21 protein-coding genes are annotated in these 26,238 nt (G+C 71.3%); 10 read left to right on the plus strand and 11 right to left on the minus strand.

Features of this window, described 5'->3' with window-relative positions; translation table 11 throughout:
* Positions 1-79 precede the first annotated feature (79 nt).
* From EKO23_RS14305 to EKO23_RS14330, 6 genes are all read right to left on the minus strand, one after another.
* Entirely contained in the window at positions 80-826 is a 747-nt protein-coding gene (locus EKO23_RS14305; protein ID WP_134718422.1) for an alpha/beta fold hydrolase, read from the minus strand.
* 109 nt (positions 827-935) lie between these two features.
* Complete coding sequence (locus EKO23_RS14310; protein WP_134718424.1) at positions 936-1,721, minus strand: ABC transporter ATP-binding protein; 786 nt, start codon at positions 1,719-1,721, stop codon at positions 936-938.
* Positions 1,714-2,679: an ABC transporter ATP-binding protein gene (locus tag EKO23_RS14315; protein ID WP_134718426.1), complete on the minus strand. Its 966-nt coding sequence runs from the start codon at positions 2,677-2,679 to the stop codon at positions 1,714-1,716. Before EKO23_RS14315 ends, EKO23_RS14310 begins: the two co-directional genes overlap by 8 nt.
* Positions 2,669-3,670, minus strand: a complete 1,002-nt coding sequence (locus EKO23_RS14320) for a branched-chain amino acid ABC transporter permease (RefSeq protein WP_134718428.1) — start codon at positions 3,668-3,670, stop codon at positions 2,669-2,671. Before EKO23_RS14320 ends, EKO23_RS14315 begins: the two co-directional genes overlap by 11 nt.
* 12 nt (positions 3,671-3,682) lie before the next feature.
* Positions 3,683-5,059 (minus strand): branched-chain amino acid ABC transporter permease, encoded by a 1,377-nt coding sequence (locus EKO23_RS14325; RefSeq protein WP_167880480.1) that lies wholly within the window; start codon positions 5,057-5,059, stop codon positions 3,683-3,685.
* 206 nt (positions 5,060-5,265) lie between these two features.
* Positions 5,266-6,012: a DUF554 domain-containing protein gene (locus EKO23_RS14330; protein WP_134718432.1), complete on the minus strand. Its 747-nt coding sequence runs from the start codon at positions 6,010-6,012 to the stop codon at positions 5,266-5,268.
* A 114-nt stretch (positions 6,013-6,126) separates the two neighbouring features.
* Here EKO23_RS14330 and EKO23_RS14335 point away from each other — a divergent pair, with 114 nt between their 5' ends.
* The gene (locus EKO23_RS14335) at positions 6,127-6,717 is read left to right on the plus strand and encodes a GNAT family N-acetyltransferase (protein ID WP_134718434.1); all 591 of its coding nucleotides are present in this window, start codon (positions 6,127-6,129) and stop codon (positions 6,715-6,717) included.
* Positions 6,718-6,758: 41 nt separating this feature from the next.
* Here the strand turns inward: EKO23_RS14335 and EKO23_RS14340 are convergent, their stop codons facing one another.
* Entirely contained in the window at positions 6,759-7,208 is a 450-nt protein-coding gene (locus EKO23_RS14340; RefSeq protein WP_134718436.1) for a PaaI family thioesterase, read from the minus strand.
* Positions 7,209-7,264: 56 nt separating this feature from the next.
* Between EKO23_RS14340 and polA the strand changes: the two genes are divergently transcribed.
* Genes polA through EKO23_RS14355 form a run of 3 tightly spaced genes read left to right on the plus strand, consistent with a single transcriptional unit; the run spans position 7,265 to position 10,749 of the window.
* Positions 7,265-10,009 carry a DNA polymerase I gene (gene polA / locus EKO23_RS14345; RefSeq protein WP_134718438.1) on the plus strand — a complete coding sequence of 915 codons (2,745 nt, stop codon included), beginning with the start codon at positions 7,265-7,267 and terminating at the stop codon, positions 10,007-10,009.
* A 54-nt stretch (positions 10,010-10,063) separates the two neighbouring features.
* The gene (locus tag EKO23_RS14350; RefSeq protein WP_134718440.1) at positions 10,064-10,540 is read left to right on the plus strand and encodes a DUF2975 domain-containing protein; all 477 of its coding nucleotides are present in this window, start codon (positions 10,064-10,066) and stop codon (positions 10,538-10,540) included.
* Positions 10,540-10,749, plus strand: a complete 210-nt coding sequence (locus tag EKO23_RS14355; protein WP_134718442.1) for a helix-turn-helix domain-containing protein — start codon at positions 10,540-10,542, stop codon at positions 10,747-10,749. Before EKO23_RS14350 ends, EKO23_RS14355 begins: the two co-directional genes overlap by 1 nt.
* Here the strand turns inward: EKO23_RS14355 and EKO23_RS14360 are convergent.
* Positions 10,746-12,020, minus strand: a complete 1,275-nt coding sequence (locus tag EKO23_RS14360; RefSeq protein ID WP_246051091.1) for a lipopolysaccharide biosynthesis protein — start codon at positions 12,018-12,020, stop codon at positions 10,746-10,748. The two genes, EKO23_RS14355 and EKO23_RS14360, sit on opposite strands and share 4 nt — an antisense overlap.
* A 125-nt stretch (positions 12,021-12,145) precedes the next feature.
* Between EKO23_RS14360 and EKO23_RS14365 the strand changes: the two genes are divergently transcribed.
* The 4 genes from EKO23_RS14365 to EKO23_RS14380 are packed head-to-tail and all read left to right on the plus strand — an operon-like array spanning position 12,146 to position 16,900.
* Positions 12,146-13,006, plus strand: coding sequence for a decaprenyl-phosphate phosphoribosyltransferase (locus EKO23_RS14365; protein ID WP_134718508.1), 861 nt, complete (start codon positions 12,146-12,148; stop codon positions 13,004-13,006).
* Positions 12,999-14,339, plus strand: a complete 1,341-nt coding sequence (dprE1, locus tag EKO23_RS14370; RefSeq protein WP_134718444.1) for an FAD-binding oxidoreductase — start codon at positions 12,999-13,001, stop codon at positions 14,337-14,339. The genes EKO23_RS14365 and dprE1 overlap by 8 nt, the downstream gene beginning before the upstream one ends.
* A 48-nt stretch (positions 14,340-14,387) precedes the next feature.
* Complete coding sequence (dprE2, locus tag EKO23_RS14375; protein WP_134718446.1) at positions 14,388-15,143, plus strand: decaprenylphospho-beta-D-erythro-pentofuranosid-2-ulose 2-reductase; 756 nt, start codon at positions 14,388-14,390, stop codon at positions 15,141-15,143.
* Positions 15,140-16,900, plus strand: a complete 1,761-nt coding sequence (locus tag EKO23_RS14380; RefSeq protein ID WP_134718448.1) for an MmpA family trehalose lipid delivery protein — start codon at positions 15,140-15,142, stop codon at positions 16,898-16,900. Before dprE2 ends, EKO23_RS14380 begins: the two co-directional genes overlap by 4 nt.
* Before the next feature lie 160 nt (positions 16,901-17,060).
* On the opposite strand, the gene EKO23_RS14385 is transcribed toward EKO23_RS14380, so the two are convergent.
* Positions 17,061-18,260, minus strand: a complete 1,200-nt coding sequence (locus tag EKO23_RS14385; protein ID WP_246051092.1) for a glycosyltransferase family 4 protein — start codon at positions 18,258-18,260, stop codon at positions 17,061-17,063.
* A gap of 66 nt (positions 18,261-18,326) precedes the next feature.
* On the opposite strand from EKO23_RS14385, the gene EKO23_RS14390 reads away from it, so the two are divergent.
* On the plus strand, positions 18,327-19,079 hold the full coding sequence (locus EKO23_RS14390; protein WP_134718450.1) for a class I SAM-dependent methyltransferase: 753 nt from the start codon (positions 18,327-18,329) through the stop codon (positions 19,077-19,079).
* A gap of 2 nt (positions 19,080-19,081) precedes the next feature.
* Positions 19,082-23,188, plus strand: a complete 4,107-nt coding sequence (locus EKO23_RS14395) for an alpha-(1->3)-arabinofuranosyltransferase domain-containing protein (RefSeq protein WP_134718452.1) — start codon at positions 19,082-19,084, stop codon at positions 23,186-23,188.
* Here EKO23_RS14395 and EKO23_RS14400 read toward each other — a convergent pair.
* Entirely contained in the window at positions 23,089-24,279 is a 1,191-nt protein-coding gene (locus tag EKO23_RS14400) for an acyltransferase family protein (RefSeq protein WP_134718454.1), read from the minus strand. The two genes, EKO23_RS14395 and EKO23_RS14400, sit on opposite strands and share 100 nt — an antisense overlap.
* The gene (locus tag EKO23_RS14405) at positions 24,276-26,036 is read right to left on the minus strand and encodes a hypothetical protein (protein WP_134718456.1); all 1,761 of its coding nucleotides are present in this window, start codon (positions 26,034-26,036) and stop codon (positions 24,276-24,278) included. The genes EKO23_RS14400 and EKO23_RS14405 overlap by 4 nt, the downstream gene beginning before the upstream one ends.
* Positions 26,037-26,238: the final 202 nt, after the last annotated feature.

Raw genomic sequence — 26,238 nt, forward strand, 5'->3', positions numbered from 1 at the left:
CCAGCAGGCAACACACACAGGGCCCCGACTGCTTCGCCGGTCGGGGCCCTGTGCGTTCGCGCTCCGGTGCGAGACGCGGTCACTCCAGGCTGGCGCGCACCAGGTGGGCGGTCTCGAAGGGCCGCTCCAGCGACGGCAGGTGGGCCGCCCACGCCAGCTCCACCAGCTCGGCCCGGGGGAGTCGTTCGGCGAGGATCCGCGCCGTCTCGAGGAAGAACGGCAGGTCGTGGTCGCCCACCACAACCGTGGTGGGCGCGGTGATCCGGGCCAGGTCGACGGGCAGCTCCCGCCCCTCGACGTCGCCGGCGGCGACCTGCACCTCGAAGGCGTTGCGCTGCATGCGCCACAGCAGGTCGCGGTGGTCCTGCGCGGCCTCGGGGCCCAGCCACGTGGCCACGTTGAGGTCCGTGGCGCTGTCGAGGTCTCCGGCCTCCAGCAGCGCACCCTCGCGCTCCCAGAACGCGCGCAGCCGGTCATCGGGTTCGGCCACCTCGGCCAGGGGGTCGAGGAGCACCAGCCGTTCGACACGGTCCGGGACGGCCGAGGCGACCTGGAGCGCCACGTAGCCGCCGTACGACGCGCCCACGAGCGCGAAGGTGTCGACGGCGAGGTGGTCCAGCAGCGCCAGCACGTCCTCGGCGTCGCCGTGGTCGGAGCCCGGCTCCAGCGGGGTCCTCCCGTAGCCGCGGAGGTCGCAGCGCACGACCGTGTGGTCGATGTGGAGCTCCTCGGCCTGGGTGTCCCACATGCGCAGGTCGGCGACGCCCGCGTGGAGCAGGACGACGGTGGGGCCGGAGCCCTCGGTGCGGTGGTGCAAGATCGTCATGGACGTCATCGTGGCAGCCTCCGCCGGCGCGCTGCACCTGGGGCCGGACAGGGACGCACGACGGCCCCCGGGATGATCCCGGGGGCCGTCGATGCGTCGTAGTGCGCGCTCAGTTCTTGGCGAGCGTGCCGAGGTAGAGCTCGATCACCTTCGGGTCCTTCGCCAGCTGCTCGCCGGTGCCGGTGTAGGCGTTGCGGCCCTGGTCGAGGACGTAGGCGCGGTCGCAGATCTGCAGGCAGCGGCTGGCGTTCTGCTCGACCATGACCACGGAGACACCGGCCCGGTTGATGCGCCGGGTCTGCACGAACACCTCGTCCTGCATGACGGGGGAGAGGCCCGCCGACGGCTCGTCCAGCAGCAGCACCGACGGGCTCATCATCAACGCCCGGCCCATCGCCACCATCTGCCGCTCACCGCCCGACAGCGAGCCGGCCCGCTGGGCGCGCCGGTCGTAGAGCGCCGGGAACAGCTCGCTGACGAACTTGAACTGCTCGTCGAACGCCGAGGGGCGCTGGTAGACGCCCATCTCGAGGTTCTCCTGGATGGTCAGCGACGGGAACACGTTGTTGGTCTGCGGGACGAAGCCGATGCCCGCCGAGACCAGCTTGTCGGCACGCTGGTTGGTGACGTCCTCGCCCTGGAGCATGACCGTGCCGGTCTTGATCTTCACCAGGCCGAACAGGGCCTTGAGCAGGGTCGACTTGCCGGCACCGTTGGGTCCGATGATGCCGACCAGCTCGCCCTCCTGGCAGTAGAGGTCGGTGCCGTTGAGGATGTTCACCCCGGGGAGGTAGCCGGCCACCAGGTCGTCGGCCCGCAGGACGGCGCCCTCGGCCTTCTGTAGGTGCGCCTCGCGCTCCGGCGTGGTGGTCGCGGTTCCGGTCTCGTCAGTCATTGCTCTCCGCCTCCTCCTCGAGCTCCTTCTCCGCCTCGGCGAGGATCCTCTCCTCCTCCTCGAAGGTGAGAGCCGTGTCGTGGTGCGCGCCGAGGTAGGCGTCGATGACCCGCTGGTCGCCCATCACCGAGTCCGGCGGCCCCTCCGCGATCACCTTGCCCTGCGCCATCACGATGACCCAGTCGGAGATGTCGCGGACCATGTCCATGTCGTGCTCGACGAAGAGCACCGTGCGCCCCTCGTCGCGCAGCGACTTCACGTGCCCGAGCAGCGACTGCTTCAGCGCCGGGTTCACGCCCGCCATCGGCTCGTCGAGCATCACCAGCTCGGGGTCGGCCATCAGCGCCCGCGCCATCTCCAGCAGCTTGCGCTGGCCACCCGACAGCTCGCCCGCGAAGTCCTCGCGCTTCTTGATCAGCAGGAAGCGCTCGAGCAGGTGGTTCGCCTTCTCGGTGTTGGCCTCCTCCTCGGCCCGCCACAGCGGCGCGAACATCGCCGAGAAGAAGGACTCGCCGCGCTGCCTGGTCGCGCCGACCCGCATGTTCTCCAGGACCGTGAGCTTCGCGAGCACCTTGGTCAGCTGGAAGGTGCGGACCATGCCCATCCGGGCCACCTTGTACGCCGGCACCTTGTTCAGCGAGGTCCCGTTGAACGACCACGAGCCCGTGTCCGGGCGGTCGAAGCCCGTGAGCAGGTTGAAGAACGTGGTCTTGCCGGCGCCGTTCGGGCCGATCAGTGCGGTGATGACGCCACGCTGGATCTCGACGTGCTCGACGTCGACGGCGGTGAGGCCGCCGAACGTGCGGGTGATGTTGTCCGCGATGACGATCGGGTCGGGCTTCTTGGCGCCCGGCTCGGTCTCGACCTGCTTGAGCGCGGCCCGCGCCGCCCGAGAGCGCTCGAGGCCCTCGGGCGTGGCGGCCTCGACGTTGGTGGGGAGGTTGGTCTCAGCGGGCATCGATCGCCAGCTCCTTTCGGTCGCCGAAGATCCCCTGTGGCCGGAAGATCATCAGCAGCATCAACGCGAGTCCCAGGAAGATGAAGCGCATCAGGCTGGCCTGGGTCTCGGTCATGATCGACGGCGGGATCAGCGGTCCGCTCGACGGGTTCGTCGCCTGGCTGAAGAACAGGTCGAGGAACGTGATCAGGAACCAGAAGATGATCGAGCCGACCACCGGGCCGAGCACGCGTGCGGCCCCACCGATGAGCAGCACGGTGTAGGCGAAGAACGTCACGTCGGTGGCGAACATCGACGGGTTGATCGCCGCGCTGCGCAGGGCCACGCAGAAGCCGGCCAGGGCACCGAACATGCCGCCGAGCATCAGCGACTGCATCTTGTAGGAGTAGACGTTCTTGCCGAGGCTGCGGACGGCGTCCTCGTCCTCGCGGATCGACTTCAGCACCCGGCCCCACGGGCTGCGGACCAGCAGCCAGGTCATCAGGCAGCAGAGCAGCACGAGGGTCCAGCCCACGAGCATCACCCAGGCGTCGTTCGCGCTCCACGCGACCAGCGTGCCGACCTCGATCCGGTCGGAGAACGGGTTGTAGGAGCGGAACGTGTCCGAGAACTCCTGCAGGCCGTCCTGGCCGCCGAACCAGTCCTTCAGGCTGACCGATCCCACCACCTGTCTCACGATCTCGGCCGCTGCGATGGTCACGATCGCCAGGTAGTCCGCTCGCAACCTCAGGGTCGGGATCCCGAGCAGCAGCGCGAGGACCGCGGTGAGGCCGAGGCCGGCCACGATGCCCAGCCAGAAGCTGAGTCCCCAGGTGCTGACGAACGCGGCCATGGTGTAGCCGCCGACCGCCATGAAGGCGGCCTGGCCGAAGTTCAGCAGCCCGGTGTAGCCGAACTGGATGTTGAGGCCGATGGCGGCCAGAGCGTAGACGATGGCGGTCGGGCCGATGGCCTGTTGAATCGAGTCGCCGAACAAGCTCACGAAGTCCATGTCGTTCCTCCCTTACCCGATCCGCTCTCGTCTGCCGAGGATGCCTTGTGGTCGCACCAGCAGGACGAGGATGAGGATCACCAGCGCACCGACGTACTTCAGCTCCGCCGGGATGAACAGCGTCGAGACCTCGATGAAGATGCCGATCACAAAGGCGCCGATGATGGAGCCCCAGATGGTGCCGAGACCACCGAGCGTGACCGCCGCGAACACCAGCAGCAGCACCTTGAAGCCGAGCTGGTAGTTGAAGCCCTGGGTGAGGCCGAGCAGGATGCCGGACAGGCCGGCCAGGGCGGCGCCGCCGATCCAGACCACGTTGATCACCCGCTCGACGTCGATGCCGGAGGAGGCGCTCAGCGCCGGGTTGTCCGCGACCGCCCGGGTCGCCTTGCCCATGCGGGTCCGGCTGAGGGCCAGCACGGTGGCGCCCAGCACGGCCACCGAGATCACCACGACGAAGACGTCGCGGGAGGTGAACGTGAACCAGCCCCAGTTGATGGGCGCGGCGTTGCCGTACTGGGAGTAGTTGCGGTTGTTCGCGCCCGCGGCGTACTGGTAGACGTTCCGCAGGAAGATCGACAGGCCGATCGAGACGATCATCATCGCGATCAGGCCGGTGCCGCGCCGGCGCAGGGGGGCCCAGAGAGCCTTGTCGTTGAGCCAGCCGAAGGCACCGCTGGCGACGAAGCCGATGACCATCGCCACCACGAAGGTGATGTTCAGGCCGCCGATCGTGATGTCACCGGGCCACTGGTCGACCCAGAAGGCGACGATCGCGCCGAACGTGATCAGCTCGCCGTGCGCGAAGTTCGTCAGCCCGGTGGTGCCGAAGATCATCGACAGTCCGAGGGCGGCCATGGCCAGGCAGAGCGAGAAGACGATGCCGCCGACCGCCAGGTCGAGCGCCCGCTCGAGGTCCGACTCGACCTCTGGCTTGTCGTCGATCGGGAAGGTCACGAAGACGTCCGTCTCGAGGTTGATCTTCTGCTTGAGCGAGACCTGCTTCGGGTCCTGGAGCGCCGTGCCCTCCGGGAGCGTCTTCGTGTCGATCTTGATCGTGAAGGTCTTGCCGAGCACGTCGATCGTCGAGCCGGGCAGCGGGATGTCGAAGAGGCCGGTCTCGTCGGTCTCGCCGGTGCCGACGACCTTGCCCTGGTCGTCCTCGACCGTGATCGTCACGCCGGGCACCGGCTTGTCGCCGCCCCCGCGCTTGTCGCGCAGGCAGCCCTGCACGTGGATGGTGTCGTCGTCGCGCTCCTTGGGCTTCACGCACTCGGGCTCCTCGACGGCCGCCGGAGCGACGCTGGTGCCGGCCGGGGAGGCCTGGGCACCGCCTGAGGTGCTGACGAGCAGCGCGAAGAAGACCCCGAGGAGAAGTGGGACGAGCACTGAGACTCGTAGCAGTCGCACGTGCATTTGGCTCCTGTCGCGTATGACCGGTATGTGCCGGATCGCGGGGGTCCGACGACCGGACCCTACCGTGACCTGAGTCACTTCTTCACTCGATGTGCGGCCCCACCCTAGGGGACCGTCGGGCCGTCCGAGAGCGACCCCAGCAACAGTCGTGCAACAAATGTGTTTCCGTGGCGTTTGCCTCAGCGTACGGCGGCCACGACGCTCACCAGAAGAGGCGCGACCAACAGCGCGGGCAGAAGATCGGCCACCGGGATCTCCCGGATCCGGAGCAGCCGGAGCGCCACCCCGACCAGCAGCAGCCCACCCGTCGCGGTGATCGCGGCCAGGTGCGGGTCGGGCAGGACGTCGCCCAGCGCGAGCCCGAGCAGCGTGAGCGAGCCCTGCACCGCGACCACCACCAGGACGCTGGCAGCGACGCCCCAGCCGAACGCCGCCGCGAACGCGATCGCGGCGAAGAAGTCGAGCGCGGACTTGAGGAAGAGCTGGTCGGCGCCGTTGCCCAGGCCGTCATTGAGGGAGCCAAGGATCGTCAGCGGACCCGTGCAGAAGATGAGGGACGCGGTGACGAACCCCTCGATGAACCGGCGCCGCGCCTCCGCGGATCCCTCCCCGGCCAACCGGGTGCGCAGCCAGCCCCCGAAACCCTCGAGCCGGCTCTCGATCCGGAGCAGCGATCCGGCGATGCCGCCGAGCAGCATCGCGCCGAGCACGATCAGCATCGGGGCCGAGTCCCCGACCTCGTCGGCCAGGACGTCGTCGAGCACCGCCATCGCACTGGTGGCCGCGATCAGCAGCGTCACGAGGCCGAGCGCGTCGGTCACCAGGTCGCGCGTGCGGTGGGGGAGCCGGTTGCCCACCAGGACCCCGATCCCGGCCCCGAGCAGCACCGCGGCGACGTTCACCACCGTTCCGATTCCGGGAAACATGCTCCTCCTGTGGCGACTGGTGCTCTCGGGGCGTAGTCTCACACCCTGTGCCTCGGGGGAGGCAATCGTGGGTGAAGCCATGTACGTCCGTCTGTGTTCCCCTGGGAGGGTCGAATGAGCAGGTCTGCCATTGCGCTGCGCAAGGTCCGCGTCGAGGACGCCGCCGACCTTCTGGCGCTGTGGGAGGAGTTCTCCCGTCGTCCGGCCGACGGCCGCGACGCCGTCGAGGAGCTCGCCCAGTCCGTGCGCTCCGTCCTCGCGTCCGAGGACGCCCGGATCGTGGTCGCCGAGCACTCCGGTGCGTTCGCGGGCGCGGTCCACCTGAGCCTCCAGACGATGGGACCGTTCTCCACCGAGAAGGCGGTGCAGATCTCGCACCTCCGGGTGGCCCCCGACCACCGCCGCCGCGGCGTCGGCCGGGCCCTGGTCGAGGCCGCCGTGGCCTGGGCCGAGGACCTCGGCGTCGCCCACGTGGGAGCCGTCTCGGTCAACTCCCGGGCCGGCAACCGGTTCCTGGCCCGCCTGGGCCTGGCCCCGGTCGCGGTGATGCGGGTCGGCCCGACCGCGCAGATCCGGGCGAAGATCCCGGTCGAGCTGCCGACCGTCGTACGCCCGGTCGCCAGCCGTCCGATGCCGCCCAACCGCCAGCTCGGCCAGGTGCTCGCGGCCCGCCGTTCGGCCCGCCGTCAGCAGGACCCGGTCTGACCGACCGGTCCAGATCTCCCGTCCCGGGTGGGACGGGCCGCTCAGGTGTACTTCTTGGCCGGCAGCAGCGCGCAGGTGATCCGCGAGGTGCACACGCGCTTGTCGTTCTCGTCGGTGATCACGATCTCGTACGTCGCCATGGAGCGCCCCAGGTGGGTCGCGGTCGCGACACCGGTCACCGTCCCGGAGGTGGCCGAGCGGTGGTGGGTGGCGTTGATGTCCACGCCGACCGAGAGCTTGTCCGGCCACGCGTGCAGGGCCGACCCGACCGACCCCAGGGTCTCCGCCAGCACCACCGAGGCGCCGCCGTGGAGCAGGCCGTAGGGCTGGGTGTTGCCCGCCACCGGCATCGTGGCGACCACCCGCTCGGGGGAGATCTCGAGCAGCTCGATGCCCATCTTCTCGTTGAGCGCGCCCATGCCCTGGGGCATGGCGGCGAGGAAGTCGTCGATGGAGAGGCCGGCCGGCAGGGAGGGGGTGGCGTCGGTCATGGGCGCCATTGTGGCCCACCCCCGACCTGTCGGCGGCAGTGGATAGAGTCCGGAGGGTGACCGACACCGCCGCCACGACGCCCGACAGCACCACGGATCCGAGCACCGGTCAGACGGCCGGCGCGGGCCGTCCCCGCCTGCTCCTCCTCGACGGTCACTCCCTGGCCTACCGGGCGTTCTTCGCGCTCCCGGTGGAGAACTTCTCGACCACCACCGGGCAGCACACGAACGCGGTCTACGGCTTCACCTCGATGCTGGTCAACGTGCTGCGCGACGAGAAGCCGACCCACGTCGCGGTGGCGTTCGACGTGTCCCGCCACACGTTCCGCCTCGAGGAGTACGCCGACTACAAGGCCAAGCGCAACAAGACGCCCTCGGAGTTCAGCAGCCAGCTGCCCCTGATCGAGAAGGTGCTCACGACGTTCGGGATCACCTTCCTCAAGAAGGACGGCTACGAGGCCGACGACATCATCGCCACGCTCACCACGCAGGCCGTCGAGGGTGGCATGGAGGTGCTGATCCTCACCGGTGACCGCGACTCGCTCCAGCTCGTCAGCGACGACGCGACCGTGCTCTACCCGATGCGCGGCGTCTCCGACCTGGCCCGGATGACACCCGAGGCGGTCGAGACGAAGTACGGCGTCCCGCCGCACCGCTACCCCGAGCTCGCGGCCATCGTGGGCGAGACCTCCGACAACCTGCCGGGTGTGCCGGGCGTCGGTCAGGGCTTCGCCGCCAAGTGGATCAACCAGTACGACGGCCTCGACAACGTGATCGCGCACGCCGACCAGATCACGGGCAAGAAGGGGGAGGCGCTGCGCGAGCACCTCGGCGACGTGATCCGCAACCGCCACCTCAACGCGCTGGTCCGCGACCTCGACCTCGAGCGCCAGCCCGGTGACCTCGTGCTGGCCCCGTGGGACCGGCACACGGCGCTGACCCTCTTCGACGACCTCGAGTTCCGGGGCGAGCTCCGCACCCGCACCATCGACACGCTCGGTCCCGACGAGGAGCCGGTTGAGGAGGGCGGCTTCGAGCTGACCGGGCGCCGCCTCGGGCCGGGCGACGTCGCGGAGTTCCTCGGCGGTCTGGGCGACCAGCACGTCGGCGTGCACGTCCGGGGGCACTGGGGATCGGGGACCGGAAGCGTCGACGGGATCGCCATCGCGGACGTCAGCGGACTCGCGGCGTACCTCGACGTCGGTGGTCTCACCCCCGAGGACGACGCGGCGCTGGCGACCTGGCTGGCGGACCCGGACCGTCCCAAGGTGCTCCACGACGTCAAGGGGCCGGCGCACGCGCTGGCCGCCCAGGGCTGGACGCTCGAGGGCGTGGTCAGCGACACCGCCCTCGCGGCGTACCTCGTGCAGCCCGACCAGCGTTCCTACGACCTGTCCGACCTCACCCTGCGCTACCTCCGCCGCGAGCTGCGGACGGAGCAGGAGGACGACCAGGACTCCCTGTTCGACGACCCGGCCGGGGGTGGCGACGAGGTCGCAGACACCGCGATGCTGCACGCGCGGGCCGTGATCGACCTCGCCGAGGCGCTCGACGGCGAGGTCGAGGCCGCCGGGGGCACCCGCCTCCTGGCCGAGGTCGAGCTGCCGCTGGTGCGCGTCCTCGGGGAGATGGAACGGGTCGGCATCGCGGTCGACACCGACCACCTCGAGCAGCTCGAGAGCCACTTCGCGGCGGAGGTGCGGCGAGCCGCCGACGAGGCGTTCGCGGTGATCGGCAAGGAGATCAACCTCGGCTCGCCCAAGCAGCTGCAGGTCGTGCTGTTCGACGAGCTCGGCATGCCCAAGACCAAGCGCACCAAGACCGGCTACACCACCGACGCCGACGCGCTCCAGCAGCTCTACGTCCAGACCGAGCACCCGTTCCTGCTGCACCTGCTGCGGCACCGCGACGTGGCGCGGCTCCGCCAGACGCTCGAGGGGCTGCTGAAGACGGTGGCGCCGGACGGCCGGATCCACACCACGTTCAACCAGATGATCGCGGCGACAGGGCGGCTCTCCTCGACCGACCCGAACCTGCAGAACATCCCGATCCGCACCGAGGAGGGGCGACGGATCCGCGAGGGCTTCGTGGTCGGCCCCGGCTACGACTGCCTGATGACCGCCGACTACAGCCAGATCGAGATGCGGATCATGGCCCACCTCTCGGGCGACGAGCTGCTCATCGAGGCGTTCCGGTCCGGACGCGACTTCCACTCGATCACCGCGTCGCGGGTCTTCGACGTGCCCGCGGACGAGGTCACCGTGGAGATGCGGGCCAAGATCAAGGCGATGAACTACGGCCTGGCCTACGGGCTGTCGGCGTTCGGCCTCGGCCAGCAGCTGCGGATCGAGCCGGGCGAGGCCCGCGGCCTCATGGACGAGTACTTCGAGACCTTCGGCGGGGTGCGCGACTACCTCCGCGGCGTCGTCGACGAGGCCCGCAAGGCGGGCTTCACCGAGACCATCTGGGGCCGGCGTCGCTACCTCCCCGACCTCACCAGCGACAACCGCCAGCGCCGGGACATGGCCGAGCGGATGGCCCTGAACGCCCCGATCCAGGGATCGGCGGCCGATCTGATCAAGGTCGCGATGCTCAACACGGACCGGGCGTTGCGCGAGGCCGGCCTGGCCTCCCGGATGCTGCTCCAGGTCCACGACGAGCTCGTGTTCGAGGTCGCCGACGGGGAGCGGGACCAGCTGGAGAAGCTGGTGCGGGAGGAGATGGCCGGCGCTGCCGACCTGACCGTTCCGCTCGACGTCTCGGTCGGCACCGGGCACAGCTGGCACGAGGCCGCGCACTGACGCAGTCGACAGTTATCGATTGACAATCGATAGGTAACCACCGAAACTCGATCCATGATCGAGCGTCACGTCGTCCTTGTGCTGCGGGTCTTCCTGGTCGCGCTGTTCGGGATCCTGGTCGTCCTCCAGACCCTCTCGTTGCCCGGGCAGTTCGCCCACATGGCCGAGGAGTCGCCGGACCGGGCCCACCTGCGGTGGCCGCTCACCGCCGTCACCGTGTTCTGGGTGCTGTGCGTGCAGGTGGTCGTGGTGGCGACCTGGAAGCTGCTCACCCGGGTCAAGGAGGACCGGATCTTCAGCGAGGCGTCGCTGGTGTGGGTGGACACGATCGTGTGGGCGGTCGGTGCCGGCTGGACGGTGCTGGTCGGCTTCTTCCTGTACGTCGGGTTCACCGCCGACGACCCGGGGCTCCCGCTGCTGCTGTTCCTGATGGTGACCGGGGGAGCGGTGCTCGGTCTCCTGATGGTGGTGCTCCGGGCGCTCCTGCGGCAGGCCACCGAGCTGCGGACCGACATGGAAGCGGTCATCTGATGCCGATCGTGGTGCGGATCGACGTCGAGCTGGCGCGCCGCAAGATGAGCGTCGGCGACTTCGCCGAGCGGGTCGGGCTGACCCCGGCGAACGTCGCGGTGCTCAAGAACGGCCGGGCCAAGGCGGTGCGGTTCAGCACGCTGGAGGCGATGTGCCGGGTGCTGGACTGCCAGCCCGGAGACCTGCTCGAGTGGGTCGACGAGGCCTAGTCGGGAACGTCGCCGGCGGCCGGTAGCGCGAAGCCGCTGCCGGGCCGCTCGGTGTGGTGCCGGACCAGGTAGAGGCTGACCAGGGTCAGCAGCACCAGCAGCGTGATGTCGACGGAGAGCACCACGGCGATCAGTGCGTCCAGCGTGGAGACGGTGAGACCGAGCCCGACCAGCGCGACGAGCCCGCCCCAGACCAGGTAGACCGAGCGCTGGCCCTGGCGGGCCAGCACCGAGTACACGAGCAGCTGCAGCATCGCCAGCACCGTGCCGAGGACCGCGAAGAGCCACAGCCGCGACTGGATCTCGGCGTACTCCTGGCCACCGACGAACACCAGCGCCAGCCCGGACAGCAGCCAGGCACCGGCGGTCGCGACCACGCCGAGCACCCCGACCAGGGCCAGGCTCCGGGTCAACGCGCGGCGCCGCTCGCTCGCCGACGACATCGCCGGGAAGGCCAGCACCACCACGAACTGCGGCAGGAACAGCACGGCCTTGGTGAGGATCAGGCCACCCGCGTAGAGGCCGGCGTCGTGGTCGGAGAGCACGTTGCGGGCGACGATCACGTCGGCGTTGGAGAGCGCGAAGAACGCGAACAGCGCCTGGCTGTTGTGCACGGTCTCGCGAATGACCGGGCGCAGGCTGTGGTGCTCGCCGACGTCGCCCGGGGCACGTTCGTTGCGCAGGGCGTACCAGCCGACCACGATCGGCGCGAACTGCCCGATGACGACACCGAGCATGGCGGTGAGCTCGCTCGGCTCGAGGACGATCAGCGCGGTGCCGACGAGCAGGCGGGGGAGACCGTTGGCCACGTAGACCAGCGACAGCGCCTCCCAGCGGCGCTCGCCCTGCAGGATGCCGGCCTGGCCGCCCATCACCGTCATCGGGACCGCGGCGACCGCGACCAGTGCGGCGGCCGCGTAGCTGTCGAGCCGCAGCACCAGGTTGACCAGCGGCGTGAGCACGAGCAGCAGCGCACCGACCGCCAGTGCCGCGCGGTAGGTGACCGCCATGATCGTCTGCTCGATCTGCCCGACGTGGCCGGGCTCGGCGGAGATGCGCCGCGCGGCGGTCGCCTGAAGGCCGAGTTGGAGCACGCTGATCACGAGGAGGGTGGCCATGAGGCCGGCGAACGCGCCGTACTGCTTCGGGCCGAGCAGGCGTGCCGCGACCATCGTGTACGCGTACGTCGCCACGTTCATGAGACCGATCGCCACAGCGATCGAGCTGCCGCCGACCAGCCACTTCGGCAGCGTCTTCCCCGCGAAACTCACCACGCGAGCCTAAGGGGTGCCCTTCGGGAAGCCCGCGACCGGCGCGCGGCCTGCGTCGCAGGCAGTCGGTCGTGCGGCGTTCCGGAGACCCGGCGCGGGGCGGCCCTAGACTCTCGCCGGTGAGCATGACCAGTCCCGTCGTTCGCGCCATGCGCCCGCGGCAGTGGATCAAGAACCTGCTGGTGCTGGCTGCTCCGCTGGCCGCGGGCGAGCTGTTCGACCCGTCGGTCGCAGGACCGACAGCCCTCGCCTTCGCTGCGTTCTGCCTGATGTCGTCGGCGGTCTACCTCGTCAACGACTGTGCGGACGTCGAGTCCGACCGCGTCCACCCCCGCAAGCGGTTCCGGCCCATCGCCGCGGGCGAGCTCACCGTGCGCACCGCCCTCGTCGTGGCCGGCGTGCTGGTCGCCGCCAGTCTCGCGCTGGCGCTCGTGGCGGGCTGGTCGCTGGCGGCAATCCTGGCCGGCTACTTCCTCATGCAGGTCGGCTACGCGCTCTGGTTCAAGCACGAACCGGTCCTCGACATCACCGTCGTGACGGTCGGGTTCCTCCTCCGTGCCGTCGCCGGCGGCGTCGCGGCTGACCTCGCGATCTCCCAGTGGTTTCTGCTGGTGGCCGGCTTCGGATCCCTGTTCATCGTGGCGGGCAAGCGCTACTCCGAGCTGCACACGATCGGCAGTGAGGCCGGCACCCGCCGGTCGCTGGTGCGCTACACCGACACCTACCTCAGGTTCGTCTGGAGCGTGGCTGCGGCGGCAACGGTCATGTCGTACAGCCTGTGGGCCTTCGAGAACTCCGGCACGACCGAGGTGCCCTGGCACACGATCTCGATCCTGCCGTTCGTCGTCGGCCTGCTGCGGTACGCCGTCGACATCGACGCCGGCCGGGCTGCCGAGCCCGAGGACATCGTGGTCGCCGACCGGCTGCTCCAGGCGATCGGCGTGTGCTGGCTCGCCCCGCTGTGCCTGGGGGTGCTCGGTGTCTGAGCGACGGTTGCTGACCGGATGGGGCGGGACCGCGCCGACGGCCGCCTCGACCGTGTCGGTCGCAGCGGCCGACCTTCCCCGGGTGGTCACCGGTTCCGGGGGGCGCGGTGTCATCGCGCGCGGCCTGGGGCGGTCGTACGGCGACGCGGCGCAGAACGCCGGCGGCACGGTCGTCCTGCCCTTGCCCGGCTGGTACGAGCTGGACGCCGGCCGCGGAACGGTGCGCGTGTCGGCCGGCACGAGCTTCCACGACCTGATGCGGGAGCTGATCCCGCGTGGATTCTTCGTCCCCGTCACCCCGGGCACCCGCTACGTGACGGTGGGCGGTGCGATCGCCGCCGACGTGCACGGCAAGAACCACCACCGCGTCGGCGCCCTCGGTGGCCAGGTCGTCGAGCTGGAGCTGCTCGGTGCAGACGGCACGGTGCGGACGGTGGGGCCCGGACGCGACCTGGACCTGTTCTGGGCGACGGTCGGGGGAATGGGTCTGACCGGCGTCATCACGTCGGCGGTGCTCCGGCTGCTCCCCGTCGAGACCGGCCAGATGGTGGTGGACACCGAGCGCCTCGACGACCTCGACGCGGTGCTGACGCGGATGGCGGAGAGCGACGACGCGTTCACCTACTCGGTGGCCTGGATCGACACGCTGGCCCGCGGCCGGTCCATGGGGCGCTCGGTCCTGACCCGGGGCGAGCACGCCAGGCGGGAAGACCTGGCCGGGTCGCCGCGGCACCGCGCCGACGTCGTCCCGCACGACGCGCGGGTCGCGATGCCCTCCCTGCTGCCTCCGCACCTGATCTCCCGGCCGACCACGCTGGCCTTCAACGAGATGTGGTTCCGCAAGGCACCGCGACGGCGCGAGGGCCAGGTGCAGACCGTCGCGGCGTTCTTCCACCCGCTCGACGGGGTGCGGCACTGGAACCGCGTCTACGGTCGAGGCGGGTTCCTCCAGTACCAGTTCGTCGTGCCCGAGAACGAGGACGAGGCGCTGCGCCGGATCCTCGGACGCATCAGCCGGGCCGGCTACCCCTCCTTCCTCGCCGTCCTCAAGCGGTTCGGTCCGGGCGACCCCGGGCCCTTGTCCTTCCCGATGGCCGGATGGACGCTGGCGATCGACCTCCCGACGAGCCCGACGCTGCGCGGATTCCTCGCCGACCTCGACGGTCTCGTCGTGGCCTCCGGAGGCAGGGTCTACCTGGCCAAGGACTCGCGGATGGAGCCGGGCCTGCTCGCCGAGATGTACCCGCGGCTCGACGAGTTCCGGGCGGTCCGTGCTCGCGTGGACCCGGGGGGCGTGTTCCAATCAGACCTGTCCCGCCGGCTCCACCTCTAGGCCCGGCGGGCCGGCCTCGCTGCCGACCCCTTCCCCGCAAGGAGCGACGTGATCAACTCCCTGGGCCAGCCCCAGTCCGTGCTGGTGCTCGGTGGAACCAGCGACATCGGCATGGCGACGCTGCGTGCCTGGTCCCGGACCTGCCGCCCGTACGTCGTGCTGGCCGCGCGGCCCGGACCCCGACGTGACCACGCCCTCGCGGAGGTGCGCGGGCTCGGGCTCGAGGTCGAGGCCGTGGACTTCGACGCCGAGGACACCGACGCCCACCCCGACCTGATCCGCTCTGTGGCCGGGCAGCGGGACATCGACGTGGCGCTGGTGGCGTTCGGGCTGCTCGGGGACGAGGAACGGGCCTGGCAGGACCACGCGGCCGCCGTGGAGCTGGCCCGGGTCAACTACGTCGGTGCGGTCAGCGTCGGGGTGGTGCTGGCGGAGGTCATGCAGCAGCAGGGGCACGGGTCGATCGTGGTGCTGTCCTCGGTCGCCGGTGAGCGGGTGCGTCGGTCGAACTTCGTGTACGGGTCGACGAAGGCCGGGATGGACGGCTTCTACCTCGGCCTGGGAGAGGCGGTGCGCGACGCCGGCGTGCACGTGGCCGTCGTACGGCCGGGCTTCGTGCGGACCCGGATGACCGAGGGTCGCGAGGCCGCCCCCCTGGCCGTCGACGCGGACGACGTGGCCGCGGCCATCGTGCGGGCCGTGGCCGAGCGCCGGGAGCTGGTCTGGGTGCCGGGGCCGCTGCGCGCCGTGATGTCGGGGCTGCGGCACGTGCCCCGTCCTCTGTTCCGGCGCCTGCCGCTGTGAGCAGACCCCTCCCGAACGAGCCCGCGCCGGCCGCGGACAGGTTCGGCTGGTTGCCCCTCGCCTGGGCCGCGCTGCTCACGCTCGTCCTGCTCGGGCCCGCGCTCGGGCGTGGCTACGTGCTCAGCTACGACATGGTCTGGGTCCCGGACCTGGCGCTCCGCAGCGACTTCCTGGGACTGTCGCCCGCCCTCCCGCGTGCGGTTCCCTCGGATGCCGTGGTCGCCGTCCTCGACGCGGGCGGCACCGGCATGCTGCTCCAGAAGCTGGTCCTGCTCGGGACCCCGCTGCTCGCCGCGGCCGGTGCGGTCCGGCTGGTCGGCGCGTCCACGGTCGCCCGGATGGTCGCGGTCACGGTGACCGTCTGGAACCCGTTCGTGGTCGAGCGCCTGTGGATCGGGCACTGGCCGGTGCTGCTCGGGTATGCGGTGGTCCCGTGGCTGGTCGTCCTGGGTCGGCGCGTCCGCGACGCGGCCGGCGTCCCGCTCGCTCTGTGGTTCCTGCTGCCGCTGGGATGCCTGAGCGCCAGCGCCGGGCTCGTGTCGGCGGCCGCGCTCCTGGTGTCCGCCGCCGGGGCGCCGGCGAGGCGGTGGGCGGGACTGGCCGCGCTCTGCCTCGCGGCCAATGCCCCGTGGCTGGTGGCCGGCGCCACCCATGCAGGCGACGCCCGGACCGGTACGGGGTCGAGCGTCTTCGGGCTCGGCCCGGACGGGGCGGTTCCCGCGCCGCTCGCGGCGCTCGGGCTCGGCGGGATCTGGAACGCCGAGGTGGTGCCGGGCTCGCGCGACGGAGCAGCCGGCTGGCTGTGGGGGGCCGTGGTGGTGCTGCTGGCTGCCCTGGGCGCCCGCGCGTGGTGGCGTCGTGAGCGGCGGGCGGACGCGGTGGGCGTCGCCGTGCTGTGGCTGGCGGGGTACGGGCTGGCCGTCCTGACCTGGGCGGCGCCCGGCGCGACGTCCTGGCTGGGGGAGAACCTGCCGGGGGGCGGCCTGCTGCGCGACGGTGCCCGCTCCCTCGCGCTGTGCCTCCCGCTGCTGGTGTCCCTGGTCGCGTCGGGCGCCGAGGTCGTCGTGGCCAGGGCAGGTGGGCGCGTCGCCGCGGTGGCCCTCGCGGTGGCCTGCACCCTCGTGCCGGTCGCGTTGCTGACCGACGCAGCCTGGGGGATCGGCGGAGCCCTGAGGCCCGCCCACTACCCGGCGGAGTACGCCGCCGCCCGGAGCGCGGTGGTGGCCGCGGCCGCCGGCAGGGACGGTGACCTGCTGGTGCTGCCGTTCACGAGCTACCGGGCGCCGGACTGGAACGGCCACCGGAAGGTGCTCGACCCGCTCGGGCGGTACCTGACCCCGAACTACCTGGCCAGCGACGACCTCGCCGTCTCGGGCGACGTCATCCCGGGCGAGGACCCGCGGGCGTCGTCGGTGCGTGCGGCGCTCCGGCTCCCGTCGGCGACCGACCGGGCCGAGGCGCTCGGTCGGTTGGGGGTCCGCTGGGTGGCGCGGGAGGCCGACGCGCCGGCCGCCGACAACCCGGTGTACGACGCCGCGGTCGCCGGGCGGACGATCCACGACGGGCAGCGGCTGGAGGTGGTCGAGATCCGGTCCCCGGTGGCGGTGCGCGATCAGTCCCGGACCGAGCTGGTGGCCACCGCACTGGCCTGGACGGCCTTCGCCGCACTGCCCCTCGTGGGCGCGGTGACGCTGGTCACACGGCGGGCGCGGCGGATGGTTACTGGTGAGGAAACTACTGCTACAGTTCGTCGCTGAGGGAATCAGGGAGGGAACGCAACGTGGGTACGGCTCTGGGCGCGATCGCCAGCATCGTCGTTGGTGGCGCTGTCGCGACTGTGACGATCATCGGACTGGTGTCGGGATCGGTGAACTCCGGCTCCGACAATCCCGGCGACATCACCTCGCCCACCATCAACTACGGGTCGACGAGCTCCGCCGCGGGCGAGTGACCGTCCTCGCCCCCGTCGTCCTGACTCGACACCCGGCTTCCTTGCACCGCTGACGCCACGACGTGGGCGAAGGCTGCCTGCGAGTGCTCCCAGGTGAACCGCCCGCTGTGCGTGCGCGCGCCGTCGGCGAGCCGCCGGCGCACGTCGGTGTCGCCGAGGATCCGGCCGAGGGCCTCGGTGAACTCGGCCCAGCTGTCCACCAGCAGGCCGGACACCCCGTCGTCGATCGACTCCCGGGTCCCCCCGGCCGAGCGGTAGGCCACCGTCGGGGTGCCGTGCATGGCCGCCTCGCCGACGACGAGCCCCCACCCCTCCTTGATCGACGGCAGCGCCATCACCCACGAGCGCTCGTAGATCTCCTGCTTGACGACCTCGTCGACATGGCCGGTCAGGGCGACGTAGCCGCCGGCGCCGGACGCGGCCACGTGGTCGCGCAGGGCGTCCTCCCACCAGCCGCTCCCCACGACGGTCAGTGTCAGCCCCGGCAGGGTCGGCCGGAGTGCGGTGACCGCGTCGACCGCGTGCTCGACCTGCTTGTGCGGGACGAGTCGGCCGACCACGCACACGCTGGGGTGCGCGGACTTGGTGGCCGACACCTGGACCAGGCGGTCGGTCCCGTTGTGAACCACGGCGATCCGGGGGCCGGTGATGCCCAGCTGACGCAGCTCCTCACGGGTCGCGCGGGACACGGCGACGTACTGGCAGCGGCGGTAGAGCCAGGGCGCCAGCCGGGCCTCGATCCACCAGCCGACCCTGCCGGTGATGCCGGGGTAGACCACCGGCCACTGCTCGCGGTGGACGTGGTGGACCAGCACCACCACCGGCTTGCGGGTGACCAGGCGGGTGAAGAACGGCAGCCCGTTCTGGACGTCGACCACGGCGTCGACCCGTCCGAACCGGCGCGTGAGGAGCATCAGCATGCCCCGCAGGTAGATCGACATCTTGGAGCCGCGACGGACGAACCGGATCCCGTCGACCACCTCGTCGGCCGGTGCGCCGCGGTGGGCGGCGCAGAAGATGGTGACCCGGCAGCCCCGGTCACGCAGGCCGGCTGCCATCTTCTCCAGGTAGCGCTCGGCACCCCCGCCCTCGGGGTTCGTCGTGTCGCGCCAGCTGAACATGGCCACGTGGAGGCCGTCCAGGAGAGCGCCGTCGGGGCTGGTCACCTGCGGAGATTATCCGAGCTCGTCGCCGGTGACCGCATTGCCCCTACTCTCGGGTAAGGTCTGCGGGTGCCACGCTCGACCCGCTCTCCCCGGACCGCCTGGAAGCCCACCCTGAGGCGGTCGGTCCGGCTCCTGCGGGAGTTCCGGTTCGAGCAGAGCGACCCCCGCCGCTTCTACACGGCGATCGCCGACGACTCCATCGGCCAGCTGTCGACGTACCTCGACCTGACCGGAGCGCTGGTCCTCGACGTCGGGGGAGGGCCCGGCTACTTCCGCGACGCGTTTCGCGCGGCCGGGGCGACGTACGTGGCGCTCGATGCCGACGTGGGGGAGCTCTCCGGGCTCGGCACGATCGCCGGCGGGACGGTGATCGGGGACGGGATGCGGCTGCCCTTCGCCGACTCCTCCGTCGACCTCTGCTACTCCTCGAACGTCCTCGAGCACGTGCCCGATCCCTGGCGGATGGCCGACGAGATGCTGCGGGTGACCCGACCCGGCGGGGTGGCGTTCATCTCGTACACGGTCTGGTACGGCCCCTGGGGCGGGCACGAGACCGCCCCCTGGCACTACCTCGGCGGCGGCCTCGCCCGTCGTCGCTACCGCCGCAAGCACGGACACGAGCCCAAGAACAAGTACGGCGAGTCCCTCTACCCCGTGACCGTGCGCGCGGGCCTGGCCTGGGCTGCGGTGCAGCAGCACGGCGAGGTGCTCGACACGGTCCCGCGCTACAACCCCTGGTGGGCCCGGTTCCTCACGCGGGTCCCGCTGGTCCGCGAGCTCGTCACCTGGAACCTCCTCGTCGTGGTGCGCAAGCGGTGACCATGACGTCGGACCAGCAGGCGGCGACGACACCGACCCGGGTCGTGCTGGAGGAGAAGCCGTCCCTGGCGACGGCTCCGCTCCGGCTCGTCGGGTACGTCGCCGTGCTCGCGGCCTGTGCCTTTGCCCAGTCCTCCGGGCGGACGGTGGCGGACACCAAGTGGGACCTCGCCGCCACCCCGCTCCGCTTCCTCGTCGACGGCACCCGGATGTGGGACGCCAACCAGGCCTTCGGCCAGATCCAGAACCAGGCCTACGGCTACCTCTGGCCGATGGGCCCGTTCTTCGTCCTGGGCGACGTCGCCGGCCTGGCGCCGTGGGTCGTCCAGCGCCTGTGGTGGACGCTGCTGATGAGCCTGGCGTTCTTCGGCGTCCTCAGGCTGTGCCGCGAGCTCCGGGTCGGCAAGCCCTGGGCCCAGGTCGTCGCCGCCTTCGCGTTCGTCCTTGCCCCACGGATGACGTCGTTGCTGGGCGAGACCTCGGTGGAGCTGTGGCCCACGGCGCTGGCGCCCTGGGTGCTGGTCCCGCTCGTGATCGGCAGCAGGGAGGGCTCGGTACGCAAGGCGGCGGCGGCCTCGGCGCTGCTGGTCGCCTGCTGCGGCGGGGTGAACGCCACCGCCGTCGCCGCGGTCCTGCCGCTGGGCGCCATCTGGATCCTCACCCGGGCACCGGGTCCCCGCCGGTGGCGGCTGCTCTGCTGGTGGACCGGGCTGACGATCCTCGCAACCGCGTGGTGGCTGGTGCCCCTGGTCCTCCAGGGCGGCTACAGCCCGCCGTTCCTGGACTACATCGAGAACGCCCACGTCACCTCGGTGACGACGGACCTCGTCAACACGTTCCTGGGCACCTCGGACTGGGTGGTCTACCTCGCCCCCGAGAACTACCCGGCCGGGGCGCGCCTCGTCACGACCCCGTTCATGATGCTGGACGCGGCGGCGCTGGCCGCCGTCGGGCTGGCCGGGCTCGTCAAGTCCGACCACCCCGAGCGCCGTTTCCTGCTCTGGGGGCTCCTCACCGGCCTGACGCTCGTCGGCCTCGGGTACGCCGGGCAGCACAGTGGCTGGTTCGCGGACGCCCGGCTGGAGCTCCTCGACCAGGCGCTGTCGCCGCTGCGCAACACCCACAAGTTCGACGTCGTCCTCCGACTGGTCCTGGCGCTCGGCCTCGCCCACGCCCTGAGCTCCCCGCTCGTCGTCGGCTCGAGTCGCTTCGGCGTGCGGGCGGCCCGGGTGATCTGGGTGGCCGTGGTGGTGACCCTGGTCGGGCTGGCGGTGCCGTGGGCCCGGGGGGACGTCGCCGCGCCCGGAGGCTTCACCGCGATGCCGGCGTACTGGAACGACGCCGCGACCTACCTCGACGACCTGCCCGAGGGGGGCACGGCGCTGGAGGTGCCGGCCGCGGACTTCGGCGACTACACGTGGGGGAGCACCCACGACGACGCGATCCAGCCGTTCGCCCGGGCGCCCTGGGCGGCCCGCAACGTCGTGCCGCTGGCCGAGCCCGGCAACGTCGTCCTGCTCGACGGGGTGACCGAGATCCTCGAGAGCGGTCTGCCCTCGGACCGGCTGGCGCCGCTCCTCGGCCGCTCCGGCGTCGACCACCTGGTCGTGCGCAACGACCTGCAACGCCTGCTCACCGGAGCCCCGGACCCGGCGTACGTCCACGCCGCCCTCGACCGCTCACCGGGCCTCACGCGGGTCGCCTCCTTCGGACCGCTCGTGGGGGAGCGGCGCGCGTTCCGCGGCGAGGACGGGACGCGCGTGGTCGTCAACGGCGGGTTGAGCGGCACCTACCCGGCGATCGAGGTCTACCGCGTCGACGATGCGCCGGGGCCGGCGGTGCTCGCGGATCCGACGGCCACCCTGATGGGGGACCCGGGTACGCCGCTGCCGGATGCCGGCGCCGTACCGGACGGGCCGAAGGTGCTCACCGGCGACGCCCCCGCGACCGACGTACGGCGCGTGGTCCTCAGCGACGGCATGCGACGTCGGTCCACCGCCTTCCAGGCCGTGCGGCGCAACACCTCCGCCACCACGCATGCCGGCTCCAGCCCGCAGCTTCCCGGTCCCGAACAGTTCCACCGGATCCTGGCGGACCAGGAGCGCTGGCAGGTGACGGAGACCTGGCAGGGGATCGCGGGCGTCGGCGCCAGCTCGTCCCAGGCCTGGACCCAGGCAGGCCCACCGCTCGACCGTGGCACCCACCCCGGGGCCGCGCTCGACGAGGACCGGGGGACCGCATGGCGCACCGCCCGCAACCAGGGGGTCGACGGTCAGTGGATCGAGGTGCGCCTGGCAGGGAGCCAGCCCCTGGCGCAGCTGCGCCTCGCCCTGGCGCCGGACTCCGCGCCGGTGCCGCGGGTCCGGGTGTCCGCCGGTGGCGAGGACCTGGACCTCACCGCCCCCGAGCCCGGCAGCAGGTCGACGTACCGGTTGAGCCTCCCGAGCGTGGACCGGGTGCGCGTCACCTTCCTCGGCGGCCCGGACCGGGCCGGCGCCCAGCTCGCCGTCTCGGAGCTCTCGTTGGGCGACGTGGAGCCGCACCGGGTCCTGCGGCTTCCCCCGCCTCCCGAGACGTCCCTCGTCGACCGCATCGTGCTGCAGCGTGACCAGGGAGCCTCGTCCTGTCCGACGGTCGTGGTGACGGTGGTGTGCCAGCCGCTACTCGGCTCCTCGGGCGAGGACGGCGACCGGCTGGACCGTTCCTTCACGCTGAATGCGGGCAACCAGTACCGGCTCGAAGCGGTCGGCTCGCTCCGGCGGCACCCGCACAACGCGGCCCGGCTGTCCCGGCTGCTCGGCGCCCGGGTGACCTCTCCCGCATCGCGCCCCTCCGACATCGCGGAGAGCACGGCCGCCATGGTGGACGGTGACCTCGGCACCAGCTGGGTCGGCACCGGCAACCAGAGCCCCGCGTTCGCGGTCCGGCTGCCGTCGCGACGGCCGGTGAAGAGCCTGACCTTCGAGGTGGGGGACGCGGCGCCGGTCTCCCGGCCGCAGGTCGTCCGCGTCCGCGCAGACGGCCGTGCGGCGGTCCGCACCGTCGGTGACGACGGCACCGTGGAGCTGCCCGGGTGGCGGGTCCGGCGGTTCACCGTGGAGGTGCTCGCGACCGCGTCCGGCGTCGACGTCAGCGGCCAGCAGCTCCAGCGTCTCCCCGCCGGCGTCTCCGAGCTGCGCGTCAACGGACAGCGGATCGCGGAGCAGCGCCTGCCCCGTGGTTGGGTGCGCTGGGAGTGTGGCGCCGGGCCCGACATCGACGTGAACGGGCGCACCGTCCAGACCTCCGTGTTCGCCTCCGTCGCCGCGCTGCTGCGCGGAGAGCGGGTCCGCCTGGCGCCGTGCGACGGGGGCGACGTCGCCCTCCAGACCGGCGACAACCTCGTGGAGGCGACTCCCAGCCGCTTGTTCCGGGTCGACTCGTTGTCCTTCCGCGACGCGAGTGCCGTGGCCGCGTCGTCCCGTCCTGTCCCGCTCGCCCGGGACTCCGCGGGCGCCCCGGAGAGCGTCGACGTGCCCCGGCGCGCGTCAGGGACCCTCCTCGTGCTGGGACAGAACTACAACCCGGGCTGGCGGGCGACGCTCGACGGCGTCGAGCTCACCCCCCAGCGGGTGGCCGGCTGGCAGCAGGGCTGGGTCCTCCCGGAGGGTGGTGCCGGGACGGTCCGGCTCGACTACCGGCCGCAACCGGTCTACGCGTGGGCGCTCGCACTCGGTGGACTCGCCGTGCTGCTCGTCGTCGGCTGCTGGCTGCTGCCGGCGCGCGGTCGGCGCCTGCCGTCCCTGACGGGAGGTGGACCCGGCTTCGCGGACCTCGCACTGGTGCTCGCACTCGGCGGGCTGCTCACCGGATGGGTCGGCGTGGTGCTGTCGCTGGGCGCCATCCTTGTCGTACGAACGGTCCGGGGGGTCGAGCCGTGGCCGCTGCTGGCGGGAGGCCTCCTGCTCGCCGCGGCAGCTCCACGGTACTGGCCGTGGGTCGCGGACCACACCACCGTGGAGGAGTGGAGTCAGCTGCTCGCCATGGGAGCGGTCTCGGTCGCGGCCGCCGCGCTCTTCGCGAACGGCCCGCTGTTCTTCAGACGCAGGAACGGGCGCTCGAGCACGTAGAAGCTCACCGTCGAGACCACGATCGTCACGGACAGCACCAGGGCGAGCACGCCCCAGAAGTGCCCAGTGAAGACCTCGATGTCCAGCAGGCGCATCCCCTGCACGAGCACGAACATGTGGATGGCGAAGATGCCGAACGAGATGTCGCCGAGGAAGAACGGGACCGGCGAGGCCATGAACGTGCGCACGCGACCAGCACGCTCGGGGCCGAACACCAGGGGCAGCACGAAGAACGTGCCGGCGATCGCGTAGAGGACGCACTTGGCGAGGCTCTCCCAGGGGGTCGCGGGGATCAGGGTGCGCGGTCCGGCCACGTCCGTGCAGGCCAGGGCGAAGACCGCTGTCGCCAGGATCCAGCAGCCGGTGAGATCGCTGCCGAGTCGGTCGAGCCGGCTCGGACGCAGGCGTGGCCGGGCCACGTGGTCGGCCGACATCGCGGCGAAGGCGACGCCGATCGCGAACCAGGGCACGTAGCCGGGCAGCCACTGGCTGAGGTGCCACTCGGCCGGCCAGGTGGCGGCGGCCGTCTGCCAGGCCACGCCCAGGACCGAGAGCACCCCGAGCGTGACCAGGATCCTGGGCAGCGAGAACCGGCGGCCGACGAGCCCGAGCACCAGCACGGGGAGGAGCAGGTAGAAGGCGACCTCGGTGCACAGGCTCCACATCTGCGTGAGGCTGCTCGCGAGCAGCTCGGGGCGGTAGATCTGGGTGAGCGTCAGCTGCGCCACCCAGTCGCGCCTGGTGGCGTCGTCGTTCGCCGGGTCGAGGGTCATCGCGACCACCACGACCGTCCAGTAGAGCGGCAGGATCCGCAGCGCCCGCTTCCACAGGTAGTGAGTGACCGAGGGTCCGCCCTGGCCGAGCGCGGACGAGAGGAGGAACGGTCGCGTCAGCAGGAAGCCGGACAGGATGAAGAAGAGCGTCACGCCGAAGTCGAACCGGGACAGCACCCCGCCGAACCACCCGTCGACCACCTTGCCGGTGTTGAACGCGCAGTGCGTGAGCACCACCATGATCGCGCCGACGGCGCGGACGGCGTTGAGGGTCGGGAAGGAGCGAACCGTGGGTTCGCGCTCGTCGATGGCGGTCATGACGTCGGTACCGGCTCCGGAAGCCCGATGGTCAGCTCGGTGATGCAGACCTCCCCGTCGACGCCTGCCACGGTCATGGGGATGTCGTAGTAAGGGGTCTCGCTGCCTGCATTCACGTAGAGGGCGTGCAACCCTCCGTCCAGGCGAGTCTGGACCACACGGTCGCCCAGGGTCAGTCGCGCGATCCCGGGCTCGGGCGAGCTGTATCCGAGCCGGAGCCACCACCCCTGGCCGACCACCGGCCCGTCGAGCTCGATCGTGCCCTGGTCGTCGATCCGGGTGATGCAGCCCTTGCCGTCGGCGGTCTTGGCGCGCCTCACGTCGGTCATTCCCGCCGGCGCGAGGCGTCCGTCGTTGTCGAAGACGTAGATCCGGTCGGTCGCGGCGTCGGGGTACGCGGTCTTGTCCGCGTAGACACCGAAGACGTGCGAATAGGTGTTCTCCGGGTAGCGGTAGGCCCACATGATGTCGAGCGGGACGCCGAGGTCGATGAGCGGGACCGGCTCGTCCCCGGACTTCAGCTCGTCGTGGACGGACGTGAAGTAGTCACGCGACCGGGTGTCGGAGTTCCAGTCGTCGGCGAACTGGTACGACGAGTAGAGGGCGAGCGTCGACACGAGCACGGTGAGCAGGGCGACCACGGCGGGCCGCTCGAGATCCGAGGCAGCGGCGTCGTGGCGCACCTCGCTGACGCCCTCGACGGCTCCACGGAGGGGCAGGAAGGCCAGGCCCAGGGCAACGGCGGTGACCGCAGCGAGCTCGGTCTGATACCGATACTCCAGACCGATGATCGAGCCGACGAGGGACGCTCGTCCCGCGGTCACCAGCAGCAGGTTGGCGAGCAGGAACGTCACCGGCAGTGACCATGCGCGAAGCGATCCCGGGCGGGTCTTCCATCCGTGGTACACGACAAGCCCGATGAACAGCCAGGCGGCGGCCACCACCAGCTGGCTCGGATCCGCGACGGAGCCGATCGGTCCCGCCTCCGTCCACGTGAGCGGACCGCCGGTGACCCCGGTGGCATAGGCCTCGCCGACCATCTTGGACAGGACCGGGATCAGGGGCGTGCGGTTGGCTTCACCCGGCTCGAAGTTGAGACCGAACGCCACGTAGGCGGCGACGTACGCGATGGCCAGGACGGCGTAGAGAACGACCCCGAAGGTGTAGTCCCGCCAGAGCCGCCGTATCCGCTCGAGCGGAGTGCCGGAGCAGAACCAGCCGAAGGCCAGGATCACGTATGCGAGGCCCACGAGGAGGGTCTTCTCGTAGAACAGCAGGCCCGCGACCAGCCAGAGCGCCGCCCACACGGCGTGGCGTCTGCGCCGGGACCGGAGGTACTCGAGGTGGGCAGTGAGGCCGAAGAAGAAGGCGACCTGCAGGGGGAGCTGGTTGATCCCCGCGGCCCACCACAGGTAGGCGGGCAGGGAGACGGCCGAGAAGAGGTAGACCGCCAGGCAGGTGAGCGTGAACCAGCGATCACCGAACATCGACCGCAGGAGGCGGAAGCAGCCCACGCTCGCGAGTGCCTGGAGGCCCAGCAGGACGAGCGCCTCGGGGGTGTGGTCGAGGGGGTCGAAGTGCTCGCGGAGGAGCCACGTGAGCGCGAAGCCGGCGGGCATGAGGTGGCCCCCGTAGCCCTCGAGCAGGAAGCGCGGGCTGTCCGCCGACGTGACGATCGACAGCCACGCGAAGTCGTCGAACTGGAACCACGAGCCGGAGATCGCCCAGGCCCGGAAGGCGAGCTGCGCGACGATCATCAGGAGGCCCGCCCACACGACCCCGCGACCGGAGCGTCGGTCGCTTCGAGGCGTCGAACGACGCAGCAGGTGGGACGGCGATGGCACCCCCGGACTATGCCATAGCACAGGCGTCGGAACGGAATCTCCGGCGTGATGTCGGGCCAGGCATCCAGGGGTCCGCGCGGGCGACCTACCGGCCCGTAGTACCACCGGTCCTACT

The organism is Nocardioides guangzhouensis (assembly GCF_004519545.1).
Classification (GTDB): Bacteria; Actinomycetota; Actinomycetes; order Propionibacteriales; family Nocardioidaceae; genus Nocardioides; species Nocardioides guangzhouensis.

Excerpts from the sequence above, each read along its gene's own strand:
- EKO23_RS14305 (WP_134718422.1), bottom strand. The coding sequence starts at position 826 with ATGACGATCTTGCACCACCGCACCGAGGGCTCCGGCCCCACCGTCGTC.
- EKO23_RS14310 (WP_134718424.1), bottom strand. The coding sequence starts at position 1,721 with ATGACTGACGAGACCGGAACCGCGACCACCACGCCGGAGCGCGAGGCG.
- EKO23_RS14315 (WP_134718426.1), bottom strand. The coding sequence starts at position 2,679 with ATGCCCGCTGAGACCAACCTCCCCACCAACGTCGAGGCCGCCACGCCC.
- EKO23_RS14320 (WP_134718428.1), bottom strand. The coding sequence starts at position 3,670 with ATGGACTTCGTGAGCTTGTTCGGCGACTCGATTCAACAGGCCATCGGC.
- EKO23_RS14330 (WP_134718432.1), bottom strand. The coding sequence starts at position 6,012 with ATGTTTCCCGGAATCGGAACGGTGGTGAACGTCGCCGCGGTGCTGCTC.
- EKO23_RS14335 (WP_134718434.1), top strand. The coding sequence starts at position 6,127 with ATGAGCAGGTCTGCCATTGCGCTGCGCAAGGTCCGCGTCGAGGACGCC.
- EKO23_RS14340 (WP_134718436.1), bottom strand. The coding sequence starts at position 7,208 with ATGACCGACGCCACCCCCTCCCTGCCGGCCGGCCTCTCCATCGACGAC.
- EKO23_RS14350 (WP_134718440.1), top strand. The coding sequence starts at position 10,064 with ATGATCGAGCGTCACGTCGTCCTTGTGCTGCGGGTCTTCCTGGTCGCG.
- EKO23_RS14355 (WP_134718442.1), top strand. The coding sequence starts at position 10,540 with ATGCCGATCGTGGTGCGGATCGACGTCGAGCTGGCGCGCCGCAAGATG.
- EKO23_RS14365 (WP_134718508.1), top strand. The coding sequence starts at position 12,146 with ATGACCAGTCCCGTCGTTCGCGCCATGCGCCCGCGGCAGTGGATCAAG.
- EKO23_RS14395 (WP_134718452.1), top strand. The coding sequence starts at position 19,082 with ATGACGTCGGACCAGCAGGCGGCGACGACACCGACCCGGGTCGTGCTG.
- EKO23_RS14400 (WP_134718454.1), bottom strand. The coding sequence starts at position 24,279 with ATGACCGCCATCGACGAGCGCGAACCCACGGTTCGCTCCTTCCCGACC.
- EKO23_RS14405 (WP_134718456.1), bottom strand. The coding sequence starts at position 26,036 with ATGATCGTCGCGCAGCTCGCCTTCCGGGCCTGGGCGATCTCCGGCTCG.